This window comes from Kineococcus radiotolerans SRS30216 = ATCC BAA-149 (genome assembly GCF_000017305.1).
In the GTDB taxonomy this organism is placed as follows: Bacteria; Actinomycetota; Actinomycetes; order Actinomycetales; family Kineococcaceae; genus Kineococcus; species Kineococcus radiotolerans.
This window is the reverse complement of sequence record NC_009664.2, coordinates 3,819,105-3,838,344: the sequence shown is the minus strand read 5'-3', so window position 1 is coordinate 3,838,344 and position 19,240 is coordinate 3,819,105. Positions and strand designations below refer to the sequence as shown.

The 19,240-nt window shown below is 75.8% G+C and carries 20 protein-coding genes; 2 read left to right on the top strand and 18 right to left on the bottom strand.

All coding sequences use genetic code 11. The features are described from left to right. Positions 1 to 12: 12 nt before the first annotated feature. The 16 genes from KRAD_RS18220 to infC form a co-directional block, all read right to left on the bottom strand. Complete coding sequence (locus KRAD_RS18220) at positions 13 to 648, bottom strand: DNA-3-methyladenine glycosylase (protein WP_221183684.1); 636 nt, start codon at positions 646 to 648, stop codon at positions 13 to 15. Next, positions 645 to 2,090, bottom strand: coding sequence for an argininosuccinate lyase (argH, locus tag KRAD_RS18215; protein WP_012087128.1), 1,446 nt, complete (start codon positions 2,088 to 2,090; stop codon positions 645 to 647). Before argH ends, KRAD_RS18220 begins: the two co-directional genes overlap by 4 nt. After that, positions 2,087 to 2,641, bottom strand: coding sequence for an arginine repressor (locus tag KRAD_RS18210; protein ID WP_012087127.1), 555 nt, complete (start codon positions 2,639 to 2,641; stop codon positions 2,087 to 2,089). The genes argH and KRAD_RS18210 overlap by 4 nt, the downstream gene beginning before the upstream one ends. A gap of 7 nt (positions 2,642 to 2,648) precedes the next feature. Next, entirely contained in the window at positions 2,649 to 3,569 is a 921-nt protein-coding gene (gene argF, locus KRAD_RS18205) for an ornithine carbamoyltransferase (RefSeq protein WP_012087126.1), read from the bottom strand. Further along, the gene (locus KRAD_RS18200) at positions 3,566 to 4,816 is read right to left on the bottom strand and encodes an acetylornithine transaminase (protein ID WP_012087125.1); all 1,251 of its coding nucleotides are present in this window, start codon (positions 4,814 to 4,816) and stop codon (positions 3,566 to 3,568) included. Before KRAD_RS18200 ends, argF begins: the two co-directional genes overlap by 4 nt. A 20-nt stretch (positions 4,817 to 4,836) precedes the next feature. Further along, a complete protein-coding gene (gene argB / locus KRAD_RS18195) occupies positions 4,837 to 5,739 on the bottom strand; it encodes an acetylglutamate kinase (RefSeq protein ID WP_012087124.1) in 903 nt (300 codons plus the stop codon). Beyond that, entirely contained in the window at positions 5,736 to 6,887 is a 1,152-nt protein-coding gene (gene argJ, locus KRAD_RS18190; protein ID WP_012087123.1) for a bifunctional glutamate N-acetyltransferase/amino-acid acetyltransferase ArgJ, read from the bottom strand. The genes argB and argJ overlap by 4 nt, the downstream gene beginning before the upstream one ends. Next, positions 6,884 to 7,942: an N-acetyl-gamma-glutamyl-phosphate reductase gene (gene argC / locus KRAD_RS18185; protein ID WP_041292197.1), complete on the bottom strand. Its 1,059-nt coding sequence runs from the start codon at positions 7,940 to 7,942 to the stop codon at positions 6,884 to 6,886. Before argC ends, argJ begins: the two co-directional genes overlap by 4 nt. 35 nt (positions 7,943 to 7,977) lie before the next feature. Then, positions 7,978 to 8,799 carry an SDR family NAD(P)-dependent oxidoreductase gene (locus tag KRAD_RS18180; RefSeq protein WP_012087121.1) on the bottom strand — a complete coding sequence of 274 codons (822 nt, stop codon included), beginning with the start codon at positions 8,797 to 8,799 and terminating at the stop codon, positions 7,978 to 7,980. Next, positions 8,792 to 11,356: a phenylalanine--tRNA ligase subunit beta gene (gene pheT / locus KRAD_RS18175; RefSeq protein WP_012087120.1), complete on the bottom strand. Its 2,565-nt coding sequence runs from the start codon at positions 11,354 to 11,356 to the stop codon at positions 8,792 to 8,794. Before pheT ends, KRAD_RS18180 begins: the two co-directional genes overlap by 8 nt. After that, the gene (gene pheS, locus KRAD_RS18170; RefSeq protein WP_012087119.1) at positions 11,356 to 12,522 is read right to left on the bottom strand and encodes a phenylalanine--tRNA ligase subunit alpha; all 1,167 of its coding nucleotides are present in this window, start codon (positions 12,520 to 12,522) and stop codon (positions 11,356 to 11,358) included. Before pheS ends, pheT begins: the two co-directional genes overlap by 1 nt. A 118-nt stretch (positions 12,523 to 12,640) precedes the next feature. Continuing rightward, positions 12,641 to 13,810, bottom strand: coding sequence for a sensor histidine kinase (locus KRAD_RS18165; RefSeq protein WP_012087118.1), 1,170 nt, complete (start codon positions 13,808 to 13,810; stop codon positions 12,641 to 12,643). A gap of 92 nt (positions 13,811 to 13,902) precedes the next feature. Continuing rightward, positions 13,903 to 14,697 (bottom strand): TrmH family RNA methyltransferase, encoded by a 795-nt coding sequence (locus tag KRAD_RS18160; protein ID WP_012087117.1) that lies wholly within the window; start codon positions 14,695 to 14,697, stop codon positions 13,903 to 13,905. A gap of 89 nt (positions 14,698 to 14,786) precedes the next feature. After that, complete coding sequence (gene rplT / locus KRAD_RS18155) at positions 14,787 to 15,176, bottom strand: 50S ribosomal protein L20 (RefSeq protein ID WP_012087116.1); 390 nt, start codon at positions 15,174 to 15,176, stop codon at positions 14,787 to 14,789. Positions 15,177 to 15,316: 140 nt separating this feature from the next. After that, entirely contained in the window at positions 15,317 to 15,511 is a 195-nt protein-coding gene (gene rpmI, locus KRAD_RS18150) for a 50S ribosomal protein L35 (protein WP_012087115.1), read from the bottom strand. An 82-nt stretch (positions 15,512 to 15,593) separates the two neighbouring features. After that, a complete protein-coding gene (gene infC / locus KRAD_RS18145; protein ID WP_041293485.1) occupies positions 15,594 to 16,283 on the bottom strand; it encodes a translation initiation factor IF-3 in 690 nt (229 codons plus the stop codon). Positions 16,284 to 16,577: 294 nt separating this feature from the next. Between infC and KRAD_RS18140 the strand changes: the two genes are divergently transcribed. Together KRAD_RS18140 and KRAD_RS18135 are read left to right on the top strand one after the other, a co-directional pair. After that, positions 16,578 to 16,940 (top strand): DUF1844 domain-containing protein, encoded by a 363-nt coding sequence (locus KRAD_RS18140; protein WP_012087113.1) that lies wholly within the window; start codon positions 16,578 to 16,580, stop codon positions 16,938 to 16,940. 135 nt (positions 16,941 to 17,075) lie between these two features. Then, positions 17,076 to 17,639, top strand: coding sequence for a DoxX family protein (locus tag KRAD_RS18135; protein ID WP_012087112.1), 564 nt, complete (start codon positions 17,076 to 17,078; stop codon positions 17,637 to 17,639). A gap of 48 nt (positions 17,640 to 17,687) precedes the next feature. On the opposite strand, the gene KRAD_RS18130 is transcribed toward KRAD_RS18135, so the two are convergent. Further along, the gene (locus tag KRAD_RS18130) at positions 17,688 to 18,383 is read right to left on the bottom strand and encodes an SseB family protein (protein ID WP_338033953.1); all 696 of its coding nucleotides are present in this window, start codon (positions 18,381 to 18,383) and stop codon (positions 17,688 to 17,690) included. A gap of 59 nt (positions 18,384 to 18,442) precedes the next feature. After that, the gene (priA, locus tag KRAD_RS18125) at positions 18,443 to 19,198 is read right to left on the bottom strand and encodes a bifunctional 1-(5-phosphoribosyl)-5-((5-phosphoribosylamino)methylideneamino)imidazole-4-carboxamide isomerase/phosphoribosylanthranilate isomerase PriA (RefSeq protein ID WP_049821277.1); all 756 of its coding nucleotides are present in this window, start codon (positions 19,196 to 19,198) and stop codon (positions 18,443 to 18,445) included. Positions 19,199 to 19,240 lie beyond the last annotated feature (42 nt).

The following is a 19,240-nucleotide window of genomic DNA, read 5'->3' as shown; positions in this document are numbered from 1 at the left end:
CTCGTCGGCTCCTCAGGTCCTGGGCCCCGGACCTCGGGACCCGGGCGACCGTCGCCCGCCGACACGGTAGTCGGAGACCGTCCGGTCGTTCACGACGGAGACGCGCCACGGCGTGGGCGCGCCCGCACCGGCCACCCCGACCCGGGGCCCCCAGACGACCTCGCCGTCGGCCACCGGGTTCCCGGGCAGGACCTCCAGGGGGCCGGGACCGCAGACGTCGATCCCGTCGAGGACACCCGTCACCGCCAGGGCCTGGGTGAGGCGCGCCGGACCACGGGCCAGGTCGACGTCGCGCCGGGCCGCCGGGCGGCGGGACCGGGCCAGCTCCAGCCCCTCGACGACCTCACCGGCGCGCAGCAGGACCGCCGACGCCGTCCCCTCCGCACCGCACACGAGGTTCACGCACCAGTGCATGCCGTAGGAGAAGTAGACGTAGGCGTGGCCCGCCGGGCCGAACATGACCCGCGTCCGCGGCGTGGGGCCGCGGAACGCGTGCGACCCGGGGTCGGCCTCCCCGGCGTAGGCCTCGACCTCGGACAGCCGCACCGCCACCGCCCCCTCCGGGGTGGTGTGGCGCACGACGCGACCCACGAGGTCGCGGGCCACCTCCAAGACGTCCCGGGCGAAGAAGGCCCGGTCCAGCCTCAAGGACGCGCCCACGCCAGGTGCGCCGCGAGCGCGTCCTGCGCGGCCTCCAACTGCTCCGCGACGCGGACGGGGGCGGTGCCGCCGATGCCGTCGCGCGAGGACAGCGACCCCTCGGTGGACAGGACGTCGCGCACGGCCGGGGCCAGGTGCGGGGAGATCGCCGCGAGGTCCTCGACGGTCAGGTCCCACAGCTCCACGCCGCGCCCCTCGGCGATGGCGCGCTCCTCGCACCGGCGCACGCACGCCCCCGAGATCCGGTGCGCGTCGCGGAACGGGACCCCCCTGCGGACCAGCCACTCGGCGATGTCGGTGGCCAGCGCGAAGCCCTGCGGGGCCAGGGAGGCCATCCGGTCGGTGTGGAAGTGCAGGGTCGCGACCATGCCGGCGACGGCGGGCAGCAGGACCTCCAGGGTGTCGACCGCGTCGAAGACGGGCTCCTTGTCCTCCTGCAGGTCGCGGTTGTAGGCCAGCGGGAGCCCCTTGAGGGTCGCCAGCAGCCCGGTCAGGTCGCCGATGAGCCGGCCCGCCTTCCCGCGGGCGAGCTCGGCCACGTCAGGGTTCTTCTTCTGCGGCATGATGCTCGACCCGGTCGACCAGGCGTCGTCGAGGGTGACGAAGGAGAACTCCTTCGTGGCCCACGCGATGACCTCCTCGGAGATCCGGGACAGGTCCACCCCGATCATCGCGGCCACGAAGGCGAACTCGGCGGCGACGTCGCGCGAGGCGGTCCCGTCGATCGAGTTCTCCACGCTGCGGGTGAAGCCGAGCTCGCGGGCGACGGCCACCGGGTCCAGCCCCAGGGAGGAACCGGCCAGCGCGCCGGAGCCGTATGGCGAGACCGCGGCGCGGGCGTCCCAGTCGCGCAGGCGCTCCACGTCGCGCAGCAGCGGCCACGCGTGGGCCATCAGGTGGTGCCCGAGCAGCACCGGCTGGGCGTGCTGCAGGTGGGTCCGACCCGGCATCGCCGCACCGGGGTGGGCCGCGGCCTGGGTGAGCAGGGCCTCCACGACGTCGAGGACGAGACCGGCGACCACCCTGGCGTGGTCGCGCAGGAACATCCGCAGCAGCGTGGCGATCTGGTCGTTGCGCGAGCGCCCCGCGCGCAGGCGACCGCCGACGTCGGCGCCGACGCGCTCGACGAGCGCGCGTTCCAGGGCGGAGTGGACGTCCTCGTCCTCCTCGGCGGGCACGAACGCCCCCGACACGACGTCGGCCTCGAGCGCGTCGAGACCGGCCAGCAGCGCGGTCAGGACGTCGTCGTCGAGGAGGCCGGCCGCGTGCAGGACGCGGGCGTGGGCCCGGGACCCGGCGAGGTCGTAGCGGGCGAGCCGGAAGTCGAAGTGCGTGGACTTCGACAGCGCCGCCATCGCCGTCGCGGGGCCGCTGGCGAACCGGGCACCCCACAGCCCCTTCTCGCCCTGCGGGTCGGTGCTCTGCGTCATGAGGGGTCCACTTCGTTCTCGAGGGGTTCGGACGGGGGGTCCCGGCGAGCCATCGCCAGGAAGCGGGCGGCGACGGCGTCGCCCCCGAGGGGGTCCCGGGAGATGACCAGCACCGTGTCGTCCCCGGCGATGCTGCCGAGCACGGCCGGCATCACCGAGTGGTCGATGGCGCTGGCCAGGAACTGCGCGGCCCCGGGCGGGGTCCGCAGCACCACGAGGTTGGCCGAGGCCTCCGCGCTCACCAGCAGCTCCTCGCACCAGCGGCTCAGCCGGGCGTCGAGGACCTCCTGCCCGACCCCGCGACGCGGGGTGCGGTCCCCGCCCTCGGCGGGCAGGGCGTAGACCAGACCGCGGTCGCCGTCGCGCACCTTCACCGCCCCCAGCTCGACCAGGTCGCGGGAGAGGGTGGCCTGGGTGACGGCGACCCCCTCCGCGGCCAGGTGGGTGGCGAGCTCGGTCTGCGAGCGCACGGGCGAGCGGGCGAGGACGGCGGCGATCCGGTCGTGCCGGAAGGCCTTCGTCCCCGCCCCCGCGCCGGTGGGGGTGCTCACCGCGGGCTCACCGCGACGTCGCGAGCAGCCAGACGAGCAGGGCCTTCTGGGCGTGCAGCCGGTTCTCGGCCTCGTCCCAGACCGCCGACTGCGGACCGTCGATGACCGCGGCGTCGATCTCCTTGCCGCGGTAGGCGGGCAGGCAGTGCAGCACGACCGCGTCGTCCCCCGCGCCGGCCAGGAGGTCGGTGGTGAGGGAGAAGGGGCGGAAGCGCTCGAACTCCTCGCCCTCCTGGCCCATCGAGACCCACGTGTCGGTGGCGACGACGTCGGCGCCCACGACCGCCTCGGGCGCGGAGGAGGTGACGGTCACCGAGCCGCCGGTGCGCTCGGCGACCGCCCGGGCCCGGGCGAGGACCGCCGGGTCGGGGAGGTCGGTGGCGGGGGTCCCTATCCGCACGTGCATCCCGGCGGTGGCCCCGCCGAGGGCGTAGGAGTGGGCCATGTTGTTGGCCCCGTCGCCCACGTAGGCCAGGGTCAGCCCGGCCAGGGCCCCCCTGCGCTCGGCCACCGTCTGCAGGTCGGCGAGGACCTGGCAGGGGTGGAAGGTGTCGGTGAGGGAGTTGACGACGGGGACCCGGGAGTTCGCCGCCATCTCCTCCAGACCCGCCTGCGAGAACGTCCGCCACACGATGGCCGCCACCTGGCGCTCCAGGACGCGGGCGGTGTCCGCGACGGGCTCGCCGCGCCCGAGCTGGGAACCGGCGGCGTCGATGACGAGCGGGACACCGCCGAGGTCGGCGACGCCGACGCTGAAGGAGACCCGGGTGCGCGTCGAGGGCTTGTCGAAGATCAGGGCGACCGTCTGCGGACCGGTCAGCGGCTTCTCGGCGAACCGGTCGGTCTTGAGCCGGGCCGCGAGGGCGAGGACCTCGGCCTGCTCGGCCGGGCTGAGGTCGTCGTCGGCGAGGAAGTGCCGGACGGTCACGAGGGGGCTCCGTTCTGGGTGGCCGCGTCGAGGATCGCGGGCAGCGCGGCGACGAAGGTGTCGGCCTGCGCGGCGGTGAGGACGAGCGGCGGGGCGAGGCGGATCGTGTCGGGACGGGGCGCGTTGACGATGAACCCGCGGGCCAGCGCGGCCGCGACGACCTGCGCGCCGACGGGTCCGGTGAGGGCGATGCCCAGGAGCAGCCCCTCCCCGCGGACGCCCTCGACCAGCGGGTGGCCGAGACCGGTGATCCCGTCCCGCAGGTGGCGGCCGACGGCGGCGACGTTCGCGAGGAGGCCGTCGCGCTCGACGGCGTGCAGCACCGCGAGACCGGCGGCGGAGGCGACGGGGTTCCCGCCGAACGTGGTGCCGTGCTGACCGGCCCCCAGGAGGGTCGCGTTCTGCGGGCCGAAGGCGACGACGGCGCCGACGGGGATGCCACCGCCGAGGCCCTTGGCCAGCGTCATGACGTCGGGGACGACACCCGCGTGGCGGGGGTTCTGGTGGGCGAACCACTCACCGGTGCGGCCGACGCCGGTCTGGACCTCGTCGAGCACGAGGAGGGCGCCGTGCTCGGCGGTGATCCGCCGGGCGGCGGCGAGGTAGCCGTCGGGGGCCGGGACCACGCCGTTCTCCCCCTGGAGGGGTTCGAGGAACACCGCGGCGGTGGCCCCGTCGACGGCGCGGCCCAGGGCCCCCACGTCGCCGTAGGGCACGAACTCCACCCCGCCGGGCAGCGGCTCGAAGGGAGCCCGGTAGGCCTCCTTGGCCGTCAGCGCGAGCGCGCCCATGGTGCGCCCGTGGAACGCGCCCAGCGTCGAGACCACCTTGGGGCGACCGGTGCGCCGGGCCATCTTGAACGCGGCCTCGTTGGCCTCGGCGCCGGAGTTCGCGAAGAACACCGCCGAGCCCTGCGGGGCCCGGGCGACCTGGAGCAGCCGCTCGGCGAGGGTGACCTGGGGGGCGGAGGCGAAGAAGTTCGAGACGTGCCCGAGCGTCGTCAGCTGCGCCGTGACCGCGGCGACCAGCAGCGGGTGGGCGTGCCCGAGGGAGTTCGTCGCGATCCCGCCCAGCAGGTCGAGGTAGCGGTTGCCGTCAGCGTCCCAGACGTGGCACCCCTCCCCCCGGACCAGGACCCGCTGGGGGGTGCCGAAGGTCTGCATGACCGAGCGGGTGTAGCGCTGCAGCCAGGCGTCGTCACCACCGGCGGTGGCGGGCAACGCCTCGGACGCCTGGACGAGATCCACGTCGTCAACTCCCTGGGGGCTCACGGCACGACCATCGTGCCGTTGCCGGAGGTCGTGAAGACCTCCAGCAGGACCGAGTGCGCCTGCCGGCCGTCGATGACCGTGGCGCGGGGGACGCCGCCGCGCACCGCGCGCAGGCAGGCCTCCATCTTCGGGACCATCCCGGACTCCAGCGACGGCAGCAGCGCGGCGAGGTCGCCGGCGGTGATCTCGCGGACCAGCGAGTCCCGGTTCGGCCAGTCGCGGTACAACCCCGCCACGTCGGTCATGACGACGAACTTCTGCGCCTCCAGGGCCACCGCGATGGCCGAGGCCGCGGTGTCCGCGTTGACGTTGAGGACCTGACCGTGCAGGGGGTTGCCGTCGGCGTCGACCTCGGGGGCGATCGTCGAGATGACGGGGATGCGCCCGGCGGCGAGCAGGTCGACGACGGCGCGGGGGTCGACGCCGACGACGTCGCCCACCAGTCCCACGTCCACCGGTTCCCCGTCGACGACCGCGTGGCGGCGGGTGGCCCGCAGCAGCCCGGCGTCCTCCCCGGAGAGCCCGACCGCCAGCGGGCCGTGGGCGTTGAGCAGGCCCACGAGCTCGCGCCCGACCTGGCCGGTGAGGACCATCCGGACGACGTCCATGGCCTCGGGGGTCGTGACCCGCAGCCCCCCGCGGAACTCGCTGGGGATCTGCAGGCGGTCGAGCATGGTCGAGATCTGCGGGCCCCCGCCGTGCACGACGACGGGCCGCAGGCCCGCGGTGCGCAGGAACACGACGTCCTCGGCGAAGGCCCGCTTGAGGTCCTCGTCCACCATGGCGTTGCCGCCGTACTTGAGCACGACGAGTGCGCCGTGCCACTTCTGCAGCCACGGCAGGGCCTCGACGAGGACGTTCGCCTTGTCCTCCGCGGTGAGCTCGGTGAGATCGCTCACGAGCTGTAGGCGCTGTTCTCGTGCACGTAGGCGTGGGTGAGGTCGTTGGTCCACACCGTGGCCGTCTCCGGCCCGGCGTGCAGGTCGATGCGGACCCGGACCTCGCGGGGTCCCAGGTCCACCTGCGCCGGGTCCGCGTGCGGGGTGCCGGCCACGCAGACGGCGACGCCGTTGAGGCTGACGTCGAGGGCCTGCGGGTCGAACCGGGCCGACGTCGTGCCGACCGCGGCCATGACCCGGCCCCAGTTGGGGTCCCGGCCGAACACCGCGGCCTTGAACAGGTTGTTGCGGGCGACGGAACGGGCCACCTCGACCGCCTCGTCCTCGGTGGCCGCGCCGACGACCTCGATGGCGATGTCGTGGTCGGCGCCCTCGGCGTCGCCGACGAGCATCCGGGCGAGGTCGGCGCAGACCCGCCGGACGACCTCGTCGAACGCCGCGGGCTGGGGGGTCGTCCCGCCGGCCCCGCTGGCCAGCAGGACGACGGTGTCGTTGGTGGACGTGCAGCCGTCGGAGTCCACGCGGTCGAACGTCGTGCGGGTCGCCGCGCGCAGGGCCCGGTCGAGGTCGGCGGCCTCGACCACGGCGTCGGTGGTGAGGACGACGAGCATGGTGGCCAGGCCGGGGGCGAGCATGCCCGCGCCCTTGGCCATGCCGCCGACGACGAACCCCTCGCCGCTGGCGATGGCCTGCTTGGAGACGGTGTCCGTGGTCATGATGGCCGTGGCCGCGGCGGTGCCGCCCTCGGGGGAGAGGGCGCCGAACGCCGCCCGGACGCCGTCGAGGACCTTCTGCCGGGGCAGTTCCACCCCGATGAGGCCGGTGGAGCAGACCACGACGTCACCGGCGCCGGAACCGATCAGCTCCCCCACGAGCTCGGCCGTGGCGTGGGTGGTCTGGAACCCCTCGGGGCCGGTGAAGCAGTTCGCCCCGCCGGAGTTCAGCACCACGGCCCGGACGTGGCCGTCGGCGCTGGCCCGTTCGCTCCAGAGCACCGGGTGCGCCTTGCAGCGGTTGGAGGTGTAGACGGCGGCGGCGGCGTCGAGGGGGCCGTCGTTGACGACGAGGGCGAGATCGGGGCGGCCGGAGGCCTTCAGCCCCGCGGTCGTGCCCGCGGCGCGGAAACCGGCGGCGGCGGTGACGCTCACGGGGCGACCCCCGCGGCGGTCAGCCCGGTGCCCTCCGGCAGTCCGAGGGCGATGTTCACCGATTGCACGGCTCCTCCGGCGGTTCCCTTGACGAGGTTGTCGATGGCGGCGACGACGAGGACGCGGCCGGCGCGCTCGTCGACGGCGAGCTGCATCGCGCACGAGTTGCCCCCCAGGACCGACGCCGTGGACGGCCACCGCCCCTCGGGGAGCAGGTGCACGAAGGGTTCGGCGGCGTAGGCCCGTTCCCAGGCGGCCCGCACGTCGCCGGCGGCGGCGCCGGGGGCGAGCCGGGCGGTGCAGGTGGCCAGGATCCCGCGGGACATCGGGGCCAGGGTGGGGGTGAAGGACACCTGCACGGGCACCCCCGCGGACAGGGCGAGGTTCTGCTCGATCTCGGGGGTGTGACGGTGCCCGCCGCCGACGCCGTAGGGGCTCATCGAGCCCATGACCTCTGCCCCCAGCAGGTGCGGCTTGAGGCTCTTGCCGGCCCCGGAGGTCCCCGAGGCGGCCACGACGACCACGTCGGCGGGTTCCAGCAGGCCGGCGGCCAGACCCGGGGCCAGGGCCAGGCTGACCGCGGTCGGGTAGCACCCGGGGACCGCGATGCGGCGGGTGCCGACGAGGTTCTCCCGCTGGGTCCCGCCCCCGGCGAGCGGCAGCTCGGGCAGGCCGTAGGGCCAGGTCCCGGCGTGGGTGCCGCCGTAGAACTCCGCCCAGCGGGCGGGGTCGGTGAGGCGGTGGTCGGCGCCGAGGTCGACGACGAGGACGTCGTCCCCGAGCTCGGCGGCGACCTCGGCCGAGGCGCCGTGCGGCAGGGCGAGGAAGACGACGTCGTGGCCGGCGAGGACCTCGGTGGTGGTGGGCTGCAGGACGCGGTCGGCCAGCGGCGGCAGGTGCGGCTGCAGGGCGCCGAGGGGGGTTCCCGCGTTGGAGGCGCCGGTGAGGGCGCCGATCTCGACGTGCGGGTGGTCCAGCAGCACGCGCAGGACCTCGCCGCCGGCGTAGCCGCTGGCTCCTGCGACGGCGACCGACAGCCGCTTCCCCGGTTCCATGTGCATGACCATACACGCCGCTGGGTAGGCATGCATCAGGGGTGGAGCGGGTCGTCCTCGCCGTAGGGCTCCACAACCAGCCGCCGGCCGCGGGGGGAGCGCGTGGCCTCCGCGGCCAGCAGCGACCCGGGGGTGTCCACCCCGACCCGCAGGTAGCGCCCCGACCACCCGTCCAGCTCGCCGGCCGCGATGGCCAGGACCATCGCGACGACGTCGGCCGGGTCGGTCCACTCCGTGCGCTCGGCGTGCTGGCCCATGCCCGTCGCCATCGCGGTGCGCACCACCCCGGGGGAGAGCTCGAAGGCCCGGACCCCGTGCGCGGCGCCGGCGGCCGCGATCGCCCCGCCGAGGCGGAACAGCGCGGCCTTGCTGGCGCCGTAGGCGGCGTGGATCCCGCTGTCCGAGGACGCCGCCCCCGAGCTCAGGTCCACCACGCGCCCCGACCCGCGCGCGACCATCCCCGGGACCACCGCCCGGACGACGTGGAAGGCCCCCAGGACGTTGGCCTCCAGCACGGCCCGGACCTGCCCGAGGTCGGCCTCCCACGGCGGCACCTCGTCGCTCTCGATGCGCCCGTGCGACTGGACCAGCAGGTCGAAACCGCCCAGCTCCTGCTCCAGCGCCCGGACCCCGGCGGCGACGGCCCCGGCGTCGGTGACGTCGAAGGCCGTCGCGACCGCCCACCCGCCGGCCGCGGTGATCTCCTCGACGAGCCCGTCGAGGGAACGGGCGTCGCGCCCGGTCACCCCCACGACGAACCCGGCCGCCGCCAGGCCGAGCGCGACCTCGCGGCCGATGCCCCGACTCGCTCCGGTCACCAGCGCGCACTGCGGTGCGGCGGAGGTGGGCTCAGGCACGCTGCACCGCCCCGGTGCGGGAGACCGCCTCGGCGACGGCGGCGTCGCGGGCGCCGCTGGCCTCCTCCGCGGTCAGCGTCCGGTCCCGGGCGCGGAACCGCAGGGCGTAGGCGAGGGACTTGCGCCCCTCCCCGACCTGCGCGCCGGTGTAGACGTCGAAGAGGTGCACGTCCTCCAGCAGCGGACCCGCCCCCGACCGCAGCGCCGCCTCCACGGACGCCGCGGGCACCGCGGCGTCGACCACCAGGGCGACGTCCTGGGTCGCGGCCGGGTAGCCGGAGAGGGAGTCGACCTGGGGGCTCGCCCCGACCTGGTCGAGCAGGACGTCCAGGTCGAGCTCGAAGGCGGCGGCGCGGGCGGGCAGCTCGAGGGCGGCGACGGCACCGGGGTGCAGTTCGCCCGCGTACCCCACGGTGTGGCCCTGCCTGGTGGTGATCCGCGCGCAGCGGCCCGGGTGCCACGGGGCCCGTTCGGCCGCCTCGACCGCCACGGGCACCCCGACGGAGGCCGCCACCGTGCGGGCGGCGTCGATCGCGTCGGCCCAGCCCGCCGGTTCCGCGGTGCGGGCGAAGGAGTCCCCCACGACACCCGGACGGCGCCGGGTGCCGGTCAGGACCCCCGCCACGTGCAGCGGCTGCGGCGGCACCGCGGCCCGGAGCCGGTCCAGCTCCTCGTCGGAGGGACGCCCCTCGACCCCGAGCACCTCCGCCGGCCCCGTGGCCGGACGAGGTCGGGTGACCGACCCCACCTCGAACACGGCCAGGTCGCGCAGGCCGCGGGAGACGTTGCGCCGCACCGGTTCCACCAGCGAATCGAGCAGGCTGGTGCGCAGCAGGGGCTGCTGCTCCGACAGCGGGTTGGCCAGCCGCAGGGCGTCCCGGCGCGCGTCCCCGTCGGGGATCCGCTGCGCGTCGTGCACCCCGGGGGCGACGAAGGGGTAGCTGAGCACCTCGACGAAGCCGTCGTCGGCCAGCGCCCGGGCCAGCGAGCGCCGGGCCCGCTGCGCCGGGGTGAGCCCGGTCCCGGCGGGGGCGGGGGGCAGCACCGAGGGGATCTCGTCGTACCCCGAGAGCCGGGCGACCTCCTCGACGAGGTGCACGCGGCCCACCAGGTCGGGGCGCCACGGCGGCGGGAGGACGGTGAGCGAGGTCCCCTCCACGGCGACCTCGCAGCCGATCTCGGTGAGGGCGGCGACGACCTGGCCGGCGTCGTAGCGCACGCCCACGACCCGCTCGGGGAAGCCGGCGTCCATCGTGATCGCCGTGCGGGCGGCGGGGCCGCCGACGTCGGTGGCGCCCGGGTCCGGGGTCCCCCCGCCGTGCTCGACGAGCAGGCGGACGGCGAGCTCCGCGGCCTGCGCGCAGATCGTCGGGTCGGTGCCGCGCTCGTTGCGCTTGGCGGCCTCGGAGGGCACCCGGTGCCGGCGGGCGCTGCGGGCGACGCCGACGGCGGCGAAGTGCGCGGCCTCCAGCAGGACGGTCGTCGTCGTGGCCGAGACCTCGGTGGAGGCCCCGCCCATGACGCCCGCGATGCTCAGGACCCGGGACGTCGAGGGGTCCCCGGGGACCTCGTCGGTGATGAGCAGGTCCTCGGGGTGCAGCGTGCGCCGCACCCCGTCGAGGGTCGTGAGCTCCTCCCCCGCCCGGGCCCGCCGCACCACGAGCTCGCCCTGGAGGGTGTCGAGGTCGTAGGCGTGCAGCGGCTGACCGGTGGCCAGCATCACGTAGTTGGTCACGTCGACGGCCAGGGAGATCGGCCGCATCCCGGCCTGGCGCAACCGGTCGGCGACGAAGCGCGGCGAGGGGCGCGTCGGGTCGACGCCCCGCACCACGCGCGCCACGAACCGGTCGCAGCCCACCGCCCCCCGCAGGGGGGCGTCGTCGGCCAGCCGCACGGGGTACCCCGGGCCGCTCGGGAGCGGGACGTCGACGGCGACCGGGTCGCGCAGGACCTCCGCGACCGGGCGGCGGGTGCCGTGGGCGTACTCGCGGGCGACGCCCCGGATGCTGAAGCAGTAGCCGCGGTCGGGGGTGACGTTGACCTCGACGGTCTCCTCGGCGAGGCCGAGCAGGGCCAGCGCGTCCTGGCCGGGGGTCACCTCCACCCCGGGCAGGAACTGCGACAGGACGATGATCCCGTCGTGGTCGGTGCCCAGGCCGAGCTCCTTCGACGAGCAGATCATGCCGTCGGAGACGTGCCCGTAGGTCTTGCGGGCGGCGATGGCGAAGTCGCCGGGCAGGACCGCGCCGGGCAGGGCGACGACGACGAGGTCACCCTCGACGAAGTTGTGCGCCCCGCAGACGATCCCGCGGTTCCCCTCGGGACCGTTGTGCTCCGGGCCGACGTCCACGTGGCACCAGTTGATCGTCTTGCCGTTCTTCTGCGGCTCCTTCGCCAGGTCCAGGACGCGGCCGACGACGAGGGGGCCGGTGATCCCGGCGGTGTGCAGCCCCTCCTCCTCCAGCCCGACGCGGACCAGGGCGGCGGCGACGTCGACGCCGCGCGCGCCGGGTTCGAGGTCGACGTGCTCGGCGAGCCAGCTCAGCGGGACGCGCATCAGAGGTCCCCCTCCCCCGTCGCGGTGCCCGGGTCGGTGCCGCCCGCGAGGACGGCGGCCACCCCCGAGGCGGACAGGTCCTCCACGCCGAACGCCCGGCTGAACCGCACGTCACCCTCCACCATGTCGCGCATGTCCGTCGCCCCGCTGCGGAACATCAACGTCCGCTCGATGCCCATCCCGAAGGCGAAGCCCTGGTAGCGGTCGGGGTCGATCCCGGCCGCCCGCAGCACGTTCGGGTTGACCATGCCGCAGCCGCCCCACTCGATCCAGCCCCGCTCCGCGTCGCGGCCCAGGGAGAAGCGCAGGTCCAGCTCGGCGCTGGGCTCGGTGAAGGGGAAGAAGGCCGGTCGCCAGCGGGTCTCGACGGCGTCGCCGAACATCGCCCGGGCGAAGTGGTCCAGGACGCCCTTGAGGTGGGCCATCGTGAGGTTCTCGTCCACGGCGATGCCCTCGAGCTGGTGGAAGACCGGGGTGTGGGTCGCGTCGAGCTCGTCGGTGCGGAACACCTTCCCCGGGCAGACCACGTACAGCGGGACCCCGCGGCTGAGCAGCGAGCGCGCCTGCACCGGCGAGGTGTGCGTGCGCAGGACCAGGCCGGAACCGGCCCCGCCCTCGGCGTCGGCCACGAAGAACGTGTCCTGCATCTGCCGCGCCGGGTGGTCGGTGTCGAAGTTGAGGGCGTCGAAGTTGAACCACTCGGCCTCGACCTCGGGACCCTCGGCGACCTCCCAGCCCATGGCGGTGAAGACGTCGGCGACGCGGTCCATCAGCAGCGGCAGCGGGTGGCGGGCCCCGGCCTCGGGGCGCGGCGTCGGCAGCGTGACGTCGACGACCTCCTCGCGCAGCACCCGCTCGGTGTGCTCGGCCTCGAGCACCTCCGCGCGGGCGGCGAGGGCCTGGGCGAGCCGGCCGCGGGCCTGACCGACGCGCTTGCCGGCCGCGGCCTTCTCCGGCCCGGGGAGGGCGGCGATCTCGCGGTTGGCCAGGGCCAGGGGGCTGCGGTCGCCGGCGTGGGCCAGGCGGGCGGCCTTCAGCTCGCCGAGGTCGCCGGCCGCGGCGACGGCGGCCAGCGCGGCGTCGAGGGCGGACTGGACCGCGGACTCGGAGACCGGCGACGGCCGGTCGGGCTGCTGGTCGGGTTCGTCCGACTCGTGCTGCGCCATCGTGGGGCGTTCCTCACTCGGGGTCGTGCGGATGCGGTGCCGTGCGGGGCGGCCTGGCCGCGGGGTGATCCCGCGCCGCCCGATCCTCCCAGATGCACCGGGGCCGGGACACGCCGGTTCAGGGGCCCGCCGGCTCACCGGCGGGCAGGCGCACCGTGAAGCGCGCGCCTCCGCCGGGGGCGGAGGAGACGTCGATGTCCCCGCCGTGGGCCTCGACCAGACCGCGCGTCACGTACAGGCCGAGGCCGGTGCCGCTGCGCGCCCCGCCGTGCCAGAACTTGGAGAACACGTAGGGGCGGTTCTCCGCGGGGATGCCCTCCCCCGCGTCGTCGACGGTCAGCACGATGGCCTCGCCCGCCCCGTCGCCCACCGCCGCCTCGGCCGCGCTCAGCACCGACACCTCCACCGCCACCGTCCCGGCGCCGTGGCGCACGGCGTTGTCGACGAGGTTCGTCACGACCTGGGCCATCCGGTCCGGGTCGGCCCACAGCTCCGGCAGGTCCCCGGCGACGGTCAGCACGAAGCGCTCGTCGTCGTACCCGGCCATCCGCAACCGGTCGACGTGCTCGCGCACGAGGGTCGCGAGGTCCATCGGGCGGCGGTGGACGGTGAGCCGCCCCGCGTCCACCCGCGCCACGTCGAGCAGGTCCCCCACGAGCCGGCTGACCCGCTCGGCGTCGGCCTGGACGGTGGAGAGCATGAGCCGCTTCTGCTCGTCGCTGAAGCGGTCCCAGCGGCGCAGCAGGCTGGCGGTGAACTGCTTCACCGACGTCAGCGGCGAGCGCAGCTCGTGGGCCACGGTGGCGATGAGGCTGGTGGTGTCGGTCTCGGCGCGTCGGCGTTCGTCGGGGGTGCGCAGGGCCAGGACCGCCTGGTCCAGGCTGCCGTCGGCGGCGCGGTGGAAGCGGGCGGTGACCAGCAGCTCCGTCCCCCCCGGCAGCAGCAGGAGGCGTTCCCCGTGCCCGCTGTCGGTGACCCCGCTGGGGCCGTCGCCGTCGCGCAGGACGTCCCACCAGCGCCGGCCGGAGGTGTCCTGCAGCGGCATCGCCCGACGCAGCGGGGTGCCCAGCAGCTCGGCGCGGGGGCGGCCGAGCAGCCGCTCCGCGGCCACGTTGAGATCGGTGATGGAACCGTCGGAACGGATCACCACGACCCCGTCGGGGAGGTCGTCCAGGACCAGCGGCGCCCCGGGGGCGCGGGCGGGGACCTCCTGCTGCGCACCCTCGGCGGGCAGCGTGAGCCAACCGGCCGCTGACGCGGCCGTGGCGCTCCCCCTCGCCTCGGGCACGTTGTGAGGTTAGGCCATCCGGCACCGGGCACCACCGGGCGCGCTCCCGCGGGTCCCGGCGGGGACGGGACGGCGGGCCCGGGGGTGGCGGCTCAGGCGGGGCGGCGGTGCGCGCGGGCGCTGGCGTACAGGCAGACGACGGCGGCCGTGGCGAGGTTGAGGCTCTCGGCGCGACCGTGCAGGGGGACGCGGACGACGGCGTCGGCCAGGCCCCGCCCGGCGGCGTCCAGCCCGGCGGCCTCGTTGCCGAAGACCCAGGCCGTGGGGCGGCGCAGGTCCACGCCGTCGACGACGCCCCGCGCGGCGGCGTCGGCGAGGTCGTCGAGGTCGAGGTCCCCCTCGCCGTCCGCCGCCAGCACGGTCGACCCGGCGCGCCGCAGCGCCGTGACGGCGTCGGCGAGCGGGACGCCCACGACCACGGGCAGGTGGAAGAGGCTGCCGGCGGTGGAGCGGACGCACTTGGGGTTGAAGGGGTCGACGCTGCCCTCGGTGAGCACGACGGCGTCGGCGCCGGCGGCGTCGGCGGCCCGCAGCACGGTGCCCGCGTTGCCGGGGTCGCGGACCCGGTCCAGGACGGCGACCAGCCGCGGCCGGGCGGCGAGCACGTCGTCGAGGGTGCTCGTGGTGGTGGGGCAGACCGCGACCAGCCCCTGCGGGGTCACGGTGTCGGTCATCGCGGCGAGGACCTCGTCGGTGACGAGCCACGTCCTCGGCCCGCCCGCCGTCGCCGCGGCGGCGAGGACCTCGGGGTAGCGCTGCGCGGCCTCGGCGGTGGCGTACAGCTCGAGGGCGGCGCCCCCGGCGACGGCCTCGCGGACGGCCTGGGGCCCCTCGGCGAGGAACCGGCCGTGGCGCGAACGCGCCGAACGCCCGGTCAGCGACCGCACCCCCCGCACCCGCTCCGCTCGAGGGTTCGAGAGGAGGGGGAGGTCGGGGTGCGGCACTGCCGGGCGTCCGGTGTCGTTCAGCGGGGTGCTCAGGCGGCGGTGCCCTCGGCGGCCACGGGGGCGACCGGGAGCGCAGCCTTGGCGGTCCGCACCAGCGCACCGAAGGCGGCCGGGTCGGAGACGGCGAGCTCGGCGAGCATGCGACGGTCGACCTCGATCTCCGCGGCCTTGAGGCCCTGGATGAACCGGTTGTACGTCATGCCCTCGGCGCGCGCCGCGGCGTTGATGCGCTGGATCCAGAGGCGACGGAAGTCGCCCTTGCGGGCCTTGCGGTCGCGGTACGCGTAGACGAGGGAGTGGGTGACCTGCTCCTTCGCCTTGCGGTACAGCCGCGAGCGCTGGCCGCGGTAACCGCTGGCCTGCTCGAGGACGGTGCGGCGCTTCTTCTGGGCGTTGACTGCGCGCTTCACGCGGGCCACGGGGAACTCCTTGCTGGTCGGTGTCGCGGGCGGCGGCGGAACCCGCCCGGGTCGGGTGGATCCGGTCGGGTCGCGCGCCCGCGGGGGTCGGTGGGTCGCGGTGCCGGTCGGTGGACCGGCTCCGCGTCAGGTCCGCGGGCTCAGCGGCCGAGGAGCTTCTTGATCTTCTTCACGTCCGCGGGCGAGACGACCTGGTCGACCGAGAGGCGACGGGTGCGCTTGCTGGACTTCACCTCGAGCAGGTGGCGCTTGTTGGCCTGCTCGCGCATGACCTTGCCGGAGCCGGTGATGCGGAACCGCTTCTTGGCGCCGGAGTGGGTCTTGTTCTTGGGCACGTCATCTCCTGTGTTCGGTGCCGGGTGTCCCGGCGTTGTCTGGCGGGTGCCCGCGGACCTCGCGGTCGCGCGGGCCTCGACGTCAGGACGCGGTCGCGGCCGTCTCGTCCGGCGCGGCCTCGGCCACGGTCTCCGGCTGGACGGTGGGCTGCGGCTGCTCCGCGGCCCCGGGCTGCGGAGCGGCGGGCTGCTCGGCGGCCTCGGCGCTCTCGGAGTCCTTGCGGCGGCGCTCCTCGGCCTTCGCCTCGGCCTTGGCCTCGGCCTTCTTCTTGTGCGGCCCGATGACCATCACCATGTTGCGGCCGTCCTGGCGGGGCGAACTCTCCACGCCACCCAGGTCGGAGACGTCCTCCGCGAGACGCTGCAGCAGCCGGAAGCCCATCTCGGGGCGGGACTGCTCGCGACCGCGGAACATGATCATCACCTTGACCTTGTCCCCCGCCTTGAGGAACCGCTCGACGTGCCCCTTCTTGGTGGCGTAGTCGTGCGGGTCGATCTTCAGGCGGAAGCGGATCTCCTTGAGGATCGTGTTCGACTGGTTCTTGCGGGCTTCGCGGGCCTTCATGTCGGACTCGTACTTGAACTTGCCGAAGTCCATGAGCTTGCAGACCGGAGGCCGTGCCGTGGGAGCGACCTCGACCAGGTCGAGGCCTGCTTCGTCCGCCAGCCGCAGCGCGTCCTCGACGCGCACGATGCCGACCTGTTCGCCGTTGGGGCCCACGAGCCGCACCTCGGGAACACGGATGCGGTCGTTGATGCGGGGCTCGCTGATGTGCTGCTCCTTCGTCGTCGTCGGTCCGCCGGACACGAGGAAGGCCCCCGTGCGCGGACGCGAGACGGAGGCCTTGCCGGTTCCGGCGGCGCTGACGTCCACGGCGTGCCCACGAGGACACGACGACGACGGGCGTCGCTGCACCCCCCCGAGGAGGGGCGCGGACCGGGACCCGCGGCGCGGTGAGCGCCGGGGTGGGAGGAGGCCTCCGCTTCGCGTGCCGGCCCTGCGAGATCGGTCCACGGATCGTGGACCGGTGACGCGAGCCGGTCGGTCGCCTGTCAGGGTACCAGCATGCAGTCAGACACCACTCCCAGCGACGACCCCAGCGGCGCCGCGGCCCGCGACATCGCCGACGTCCCCGCCGCCGAGCTCATCACGACGACCGCGGTGCACCTCATGAGCGCCGCCGCGGTGAAGTGCGGGCTGGCCGAGGGGCCCGACGCCGAGCAGCACCTCGACCTCGCCGAGGCCCGCATCCTCATCACCGCCCTCGCCGGTCTCGTCGTCACCTCGGCCCCCGACCTCGGCGGGCAGCACGCGCGCTCCCTGCGCGACGGGCTGCGTTCGCTGCAGCTGGCCTTCCGGGAGGCCTCCGACGTGCCCGACGCCCCGGGCAAGGGACCCGGGGAACGCCTCACGGGCAGCGTGGTCTGAGGGGGTCCGGGCGGTGACGGCCGCGGCCGCCGCCGGTGCCCGCCGCGGGTGCGGACGCACCCGCCGTGGCCGGCCGCGCCCGTCGGTGGTCGAATGGGTCCGACCCTTGAACACGCAAGCACCTGGAGGACCCCCGTGAGCTCGAACGACCTCAGCCTGCTCGCCCTGCGACTCGGCGTCGGCGGGACGCTGGTCGCCCACGGCGCCCAGAAGCTCTTCGGCGCCTTCGGCGGCGGCGGCATCGAAGGCACCGCCGGCGCCATGCACGCCATGGGCTTCCGCCCCGGCAAGCGCAACGCCGTGCTGGCCGGCGCCAGCGAGGCCGGTGGCGGGGCGCTGCTCGTCCTCGGCCTGGCCACCCCCGTCGGGGGCGCCTCCGCCGCGGCCGCCATGGTGGCCGCCGCCTTCGTGCACAAGCCGAACGGCTTCTTCACCACCTCCGGCGGCTTCGAGTACCCCGCCGTCCTGGGCCTGGTGTCCGCCGCGCTGGCCGTGAGCGGCCCCGGCCGCTTCAGCCTGGACGCCGCCACGGGCCACGCGCTCAACAAGCGCTGGACGACGGTGCTGGCGCTCGCCGGCGCCGGGGCCGGCGCCTACGCCACCATCAAGCAGCGCCAGGCGACCGTCGCCGCGGACGCGCAGGCCCAGGAAGCGGCCGACGCCCCCGCCGACGGCCCCGGGACGCCCGTCGCCTCCTGAGGCGCGACGGTGGTCCTGCCGGGGTCCCCGGCAGGACCACCGCGGCGGTCAGGCGGGCAGGACCCGGAACTCGACCGACTCCGCGCGCTCGGCGACGACGCCGGTCGCGAGCCGCTCCCCCACCCCGCGCAGGACCTCGTCCACCGCCTCGCGGGTGAGCCCGGGAGCGAGCCCGAGCACGACCCGCAGCTCCGCACCCCGGCCGGGCTCGCACCGCGTCCCGCGGACGACGTCGAAGCCGTCGGCGGCGGCACGCACGGCCTCCGCCACGGCGGGGTCCAGGGCCGCGGGGACCCACGCCGTCCCCCGGGCCAGGGACCAGAACGCGCTGCGGCGCACCACGAAGCGCACCGGCCCGGCCGGGTCGAGGACGAGCACGTCGCACTCCTCCTGCACCCCCGACAGCGCCGCCTGCTCCGCGGGCACCGGCACCGGACGGGCGTCGGGCCGCCACGCCGCCAGCGCCGCGAGGTCGGTGAACAGCGGGAGCCCGCGCCGGCCGTCGGGCCGGGTCAGCAGCGCCAGCGCCATGTCGGCGCTCTTGTCCCCGCCGTCGGCGTCGAGCTCCCCCAGCTCCGCCACGACGGGGGCGAACACGCGGCTGCCGGTCAGCGCGGCGACGACGACGCGCTCCGCGCCGAGCCGGGCCAGGGGGTCGTCCCCGACGGCGGCCCAGGCCGAGAGCGCGCGGGCGAGGTCCGCGGCCCGGGTGCCGTCGTCACCGGCGAAGGCGTTGGGCTGCAGCGTCCTGCCGGCCCAGGGGACGCCGGCGGAGTCCGTGGCCCCCGGGTCGTGGGACCCGGTCAGGGCCGGCCCGCCACGTCCAGCGCCTGCGGCAGGGTGAAGTTCCCGGCGTAGAGCGCCTTCCCGACGATGGCCCCCTCGACCCCGAGGTCGACCAGTCCGCGCAGGACCCGCAGATCCTCCAGGCTGGACACGCCGCCGGAGGCGACGACCGGGGCCTGGGTGCGCGCGCAGACCTCGCGCAGCAGGTCGGTGTTCGGACCGCGCAGGGTGCCGTCCTTGGTGACGTCGGTGAGGACGTAGCGCGCGCAGCCGTCGGCGTCGAGGCGGGCCAGGACCTCCCAGAGGTCCCCGCCCTCGCGGGTCCAGCCGCGCGCGGCCAGCGTCGTGCCGCGCACGTCGAGCCCGACGGCGATGCGGTCGCCGTGGCGGGCGATGGCGCTGCGGGTCCAGTCGGGGTCCTCCAGGGCGGCGGTACCGAGGTTGACCCGGCGGCAGCCGGTGGCCAGCGCGGCCTCCAGGGAGGCGTCGTCGCGGATGCCGCCGGACAGCTCCACCGCGACGTCGAGGCGCCCCACGACCTCGGCCAGCAGCTCGCGGTTGGAACCGCGGCCGAACGCGGCGTCGAGGTCGACCAGGTGCACCCACTCGGCGCCGGCCTCCTGCCAGGCCAGCGCCGCGTCGAGGGGGGCGCCGTAGAAGGTCTCGCTGCCGGCCTCGCCCTGGACGAGGCGGACGGCCTGGCCGTCGGCGACGTCGACGGCCGGGAGCAGTTCCAGCCGGCGGGTGGCGGTGGGGGTGTTCTCGCTGGTCACGGGGGGCGAGTCTACGAGCCCGGGCCCCCGGCCGGGACCGCG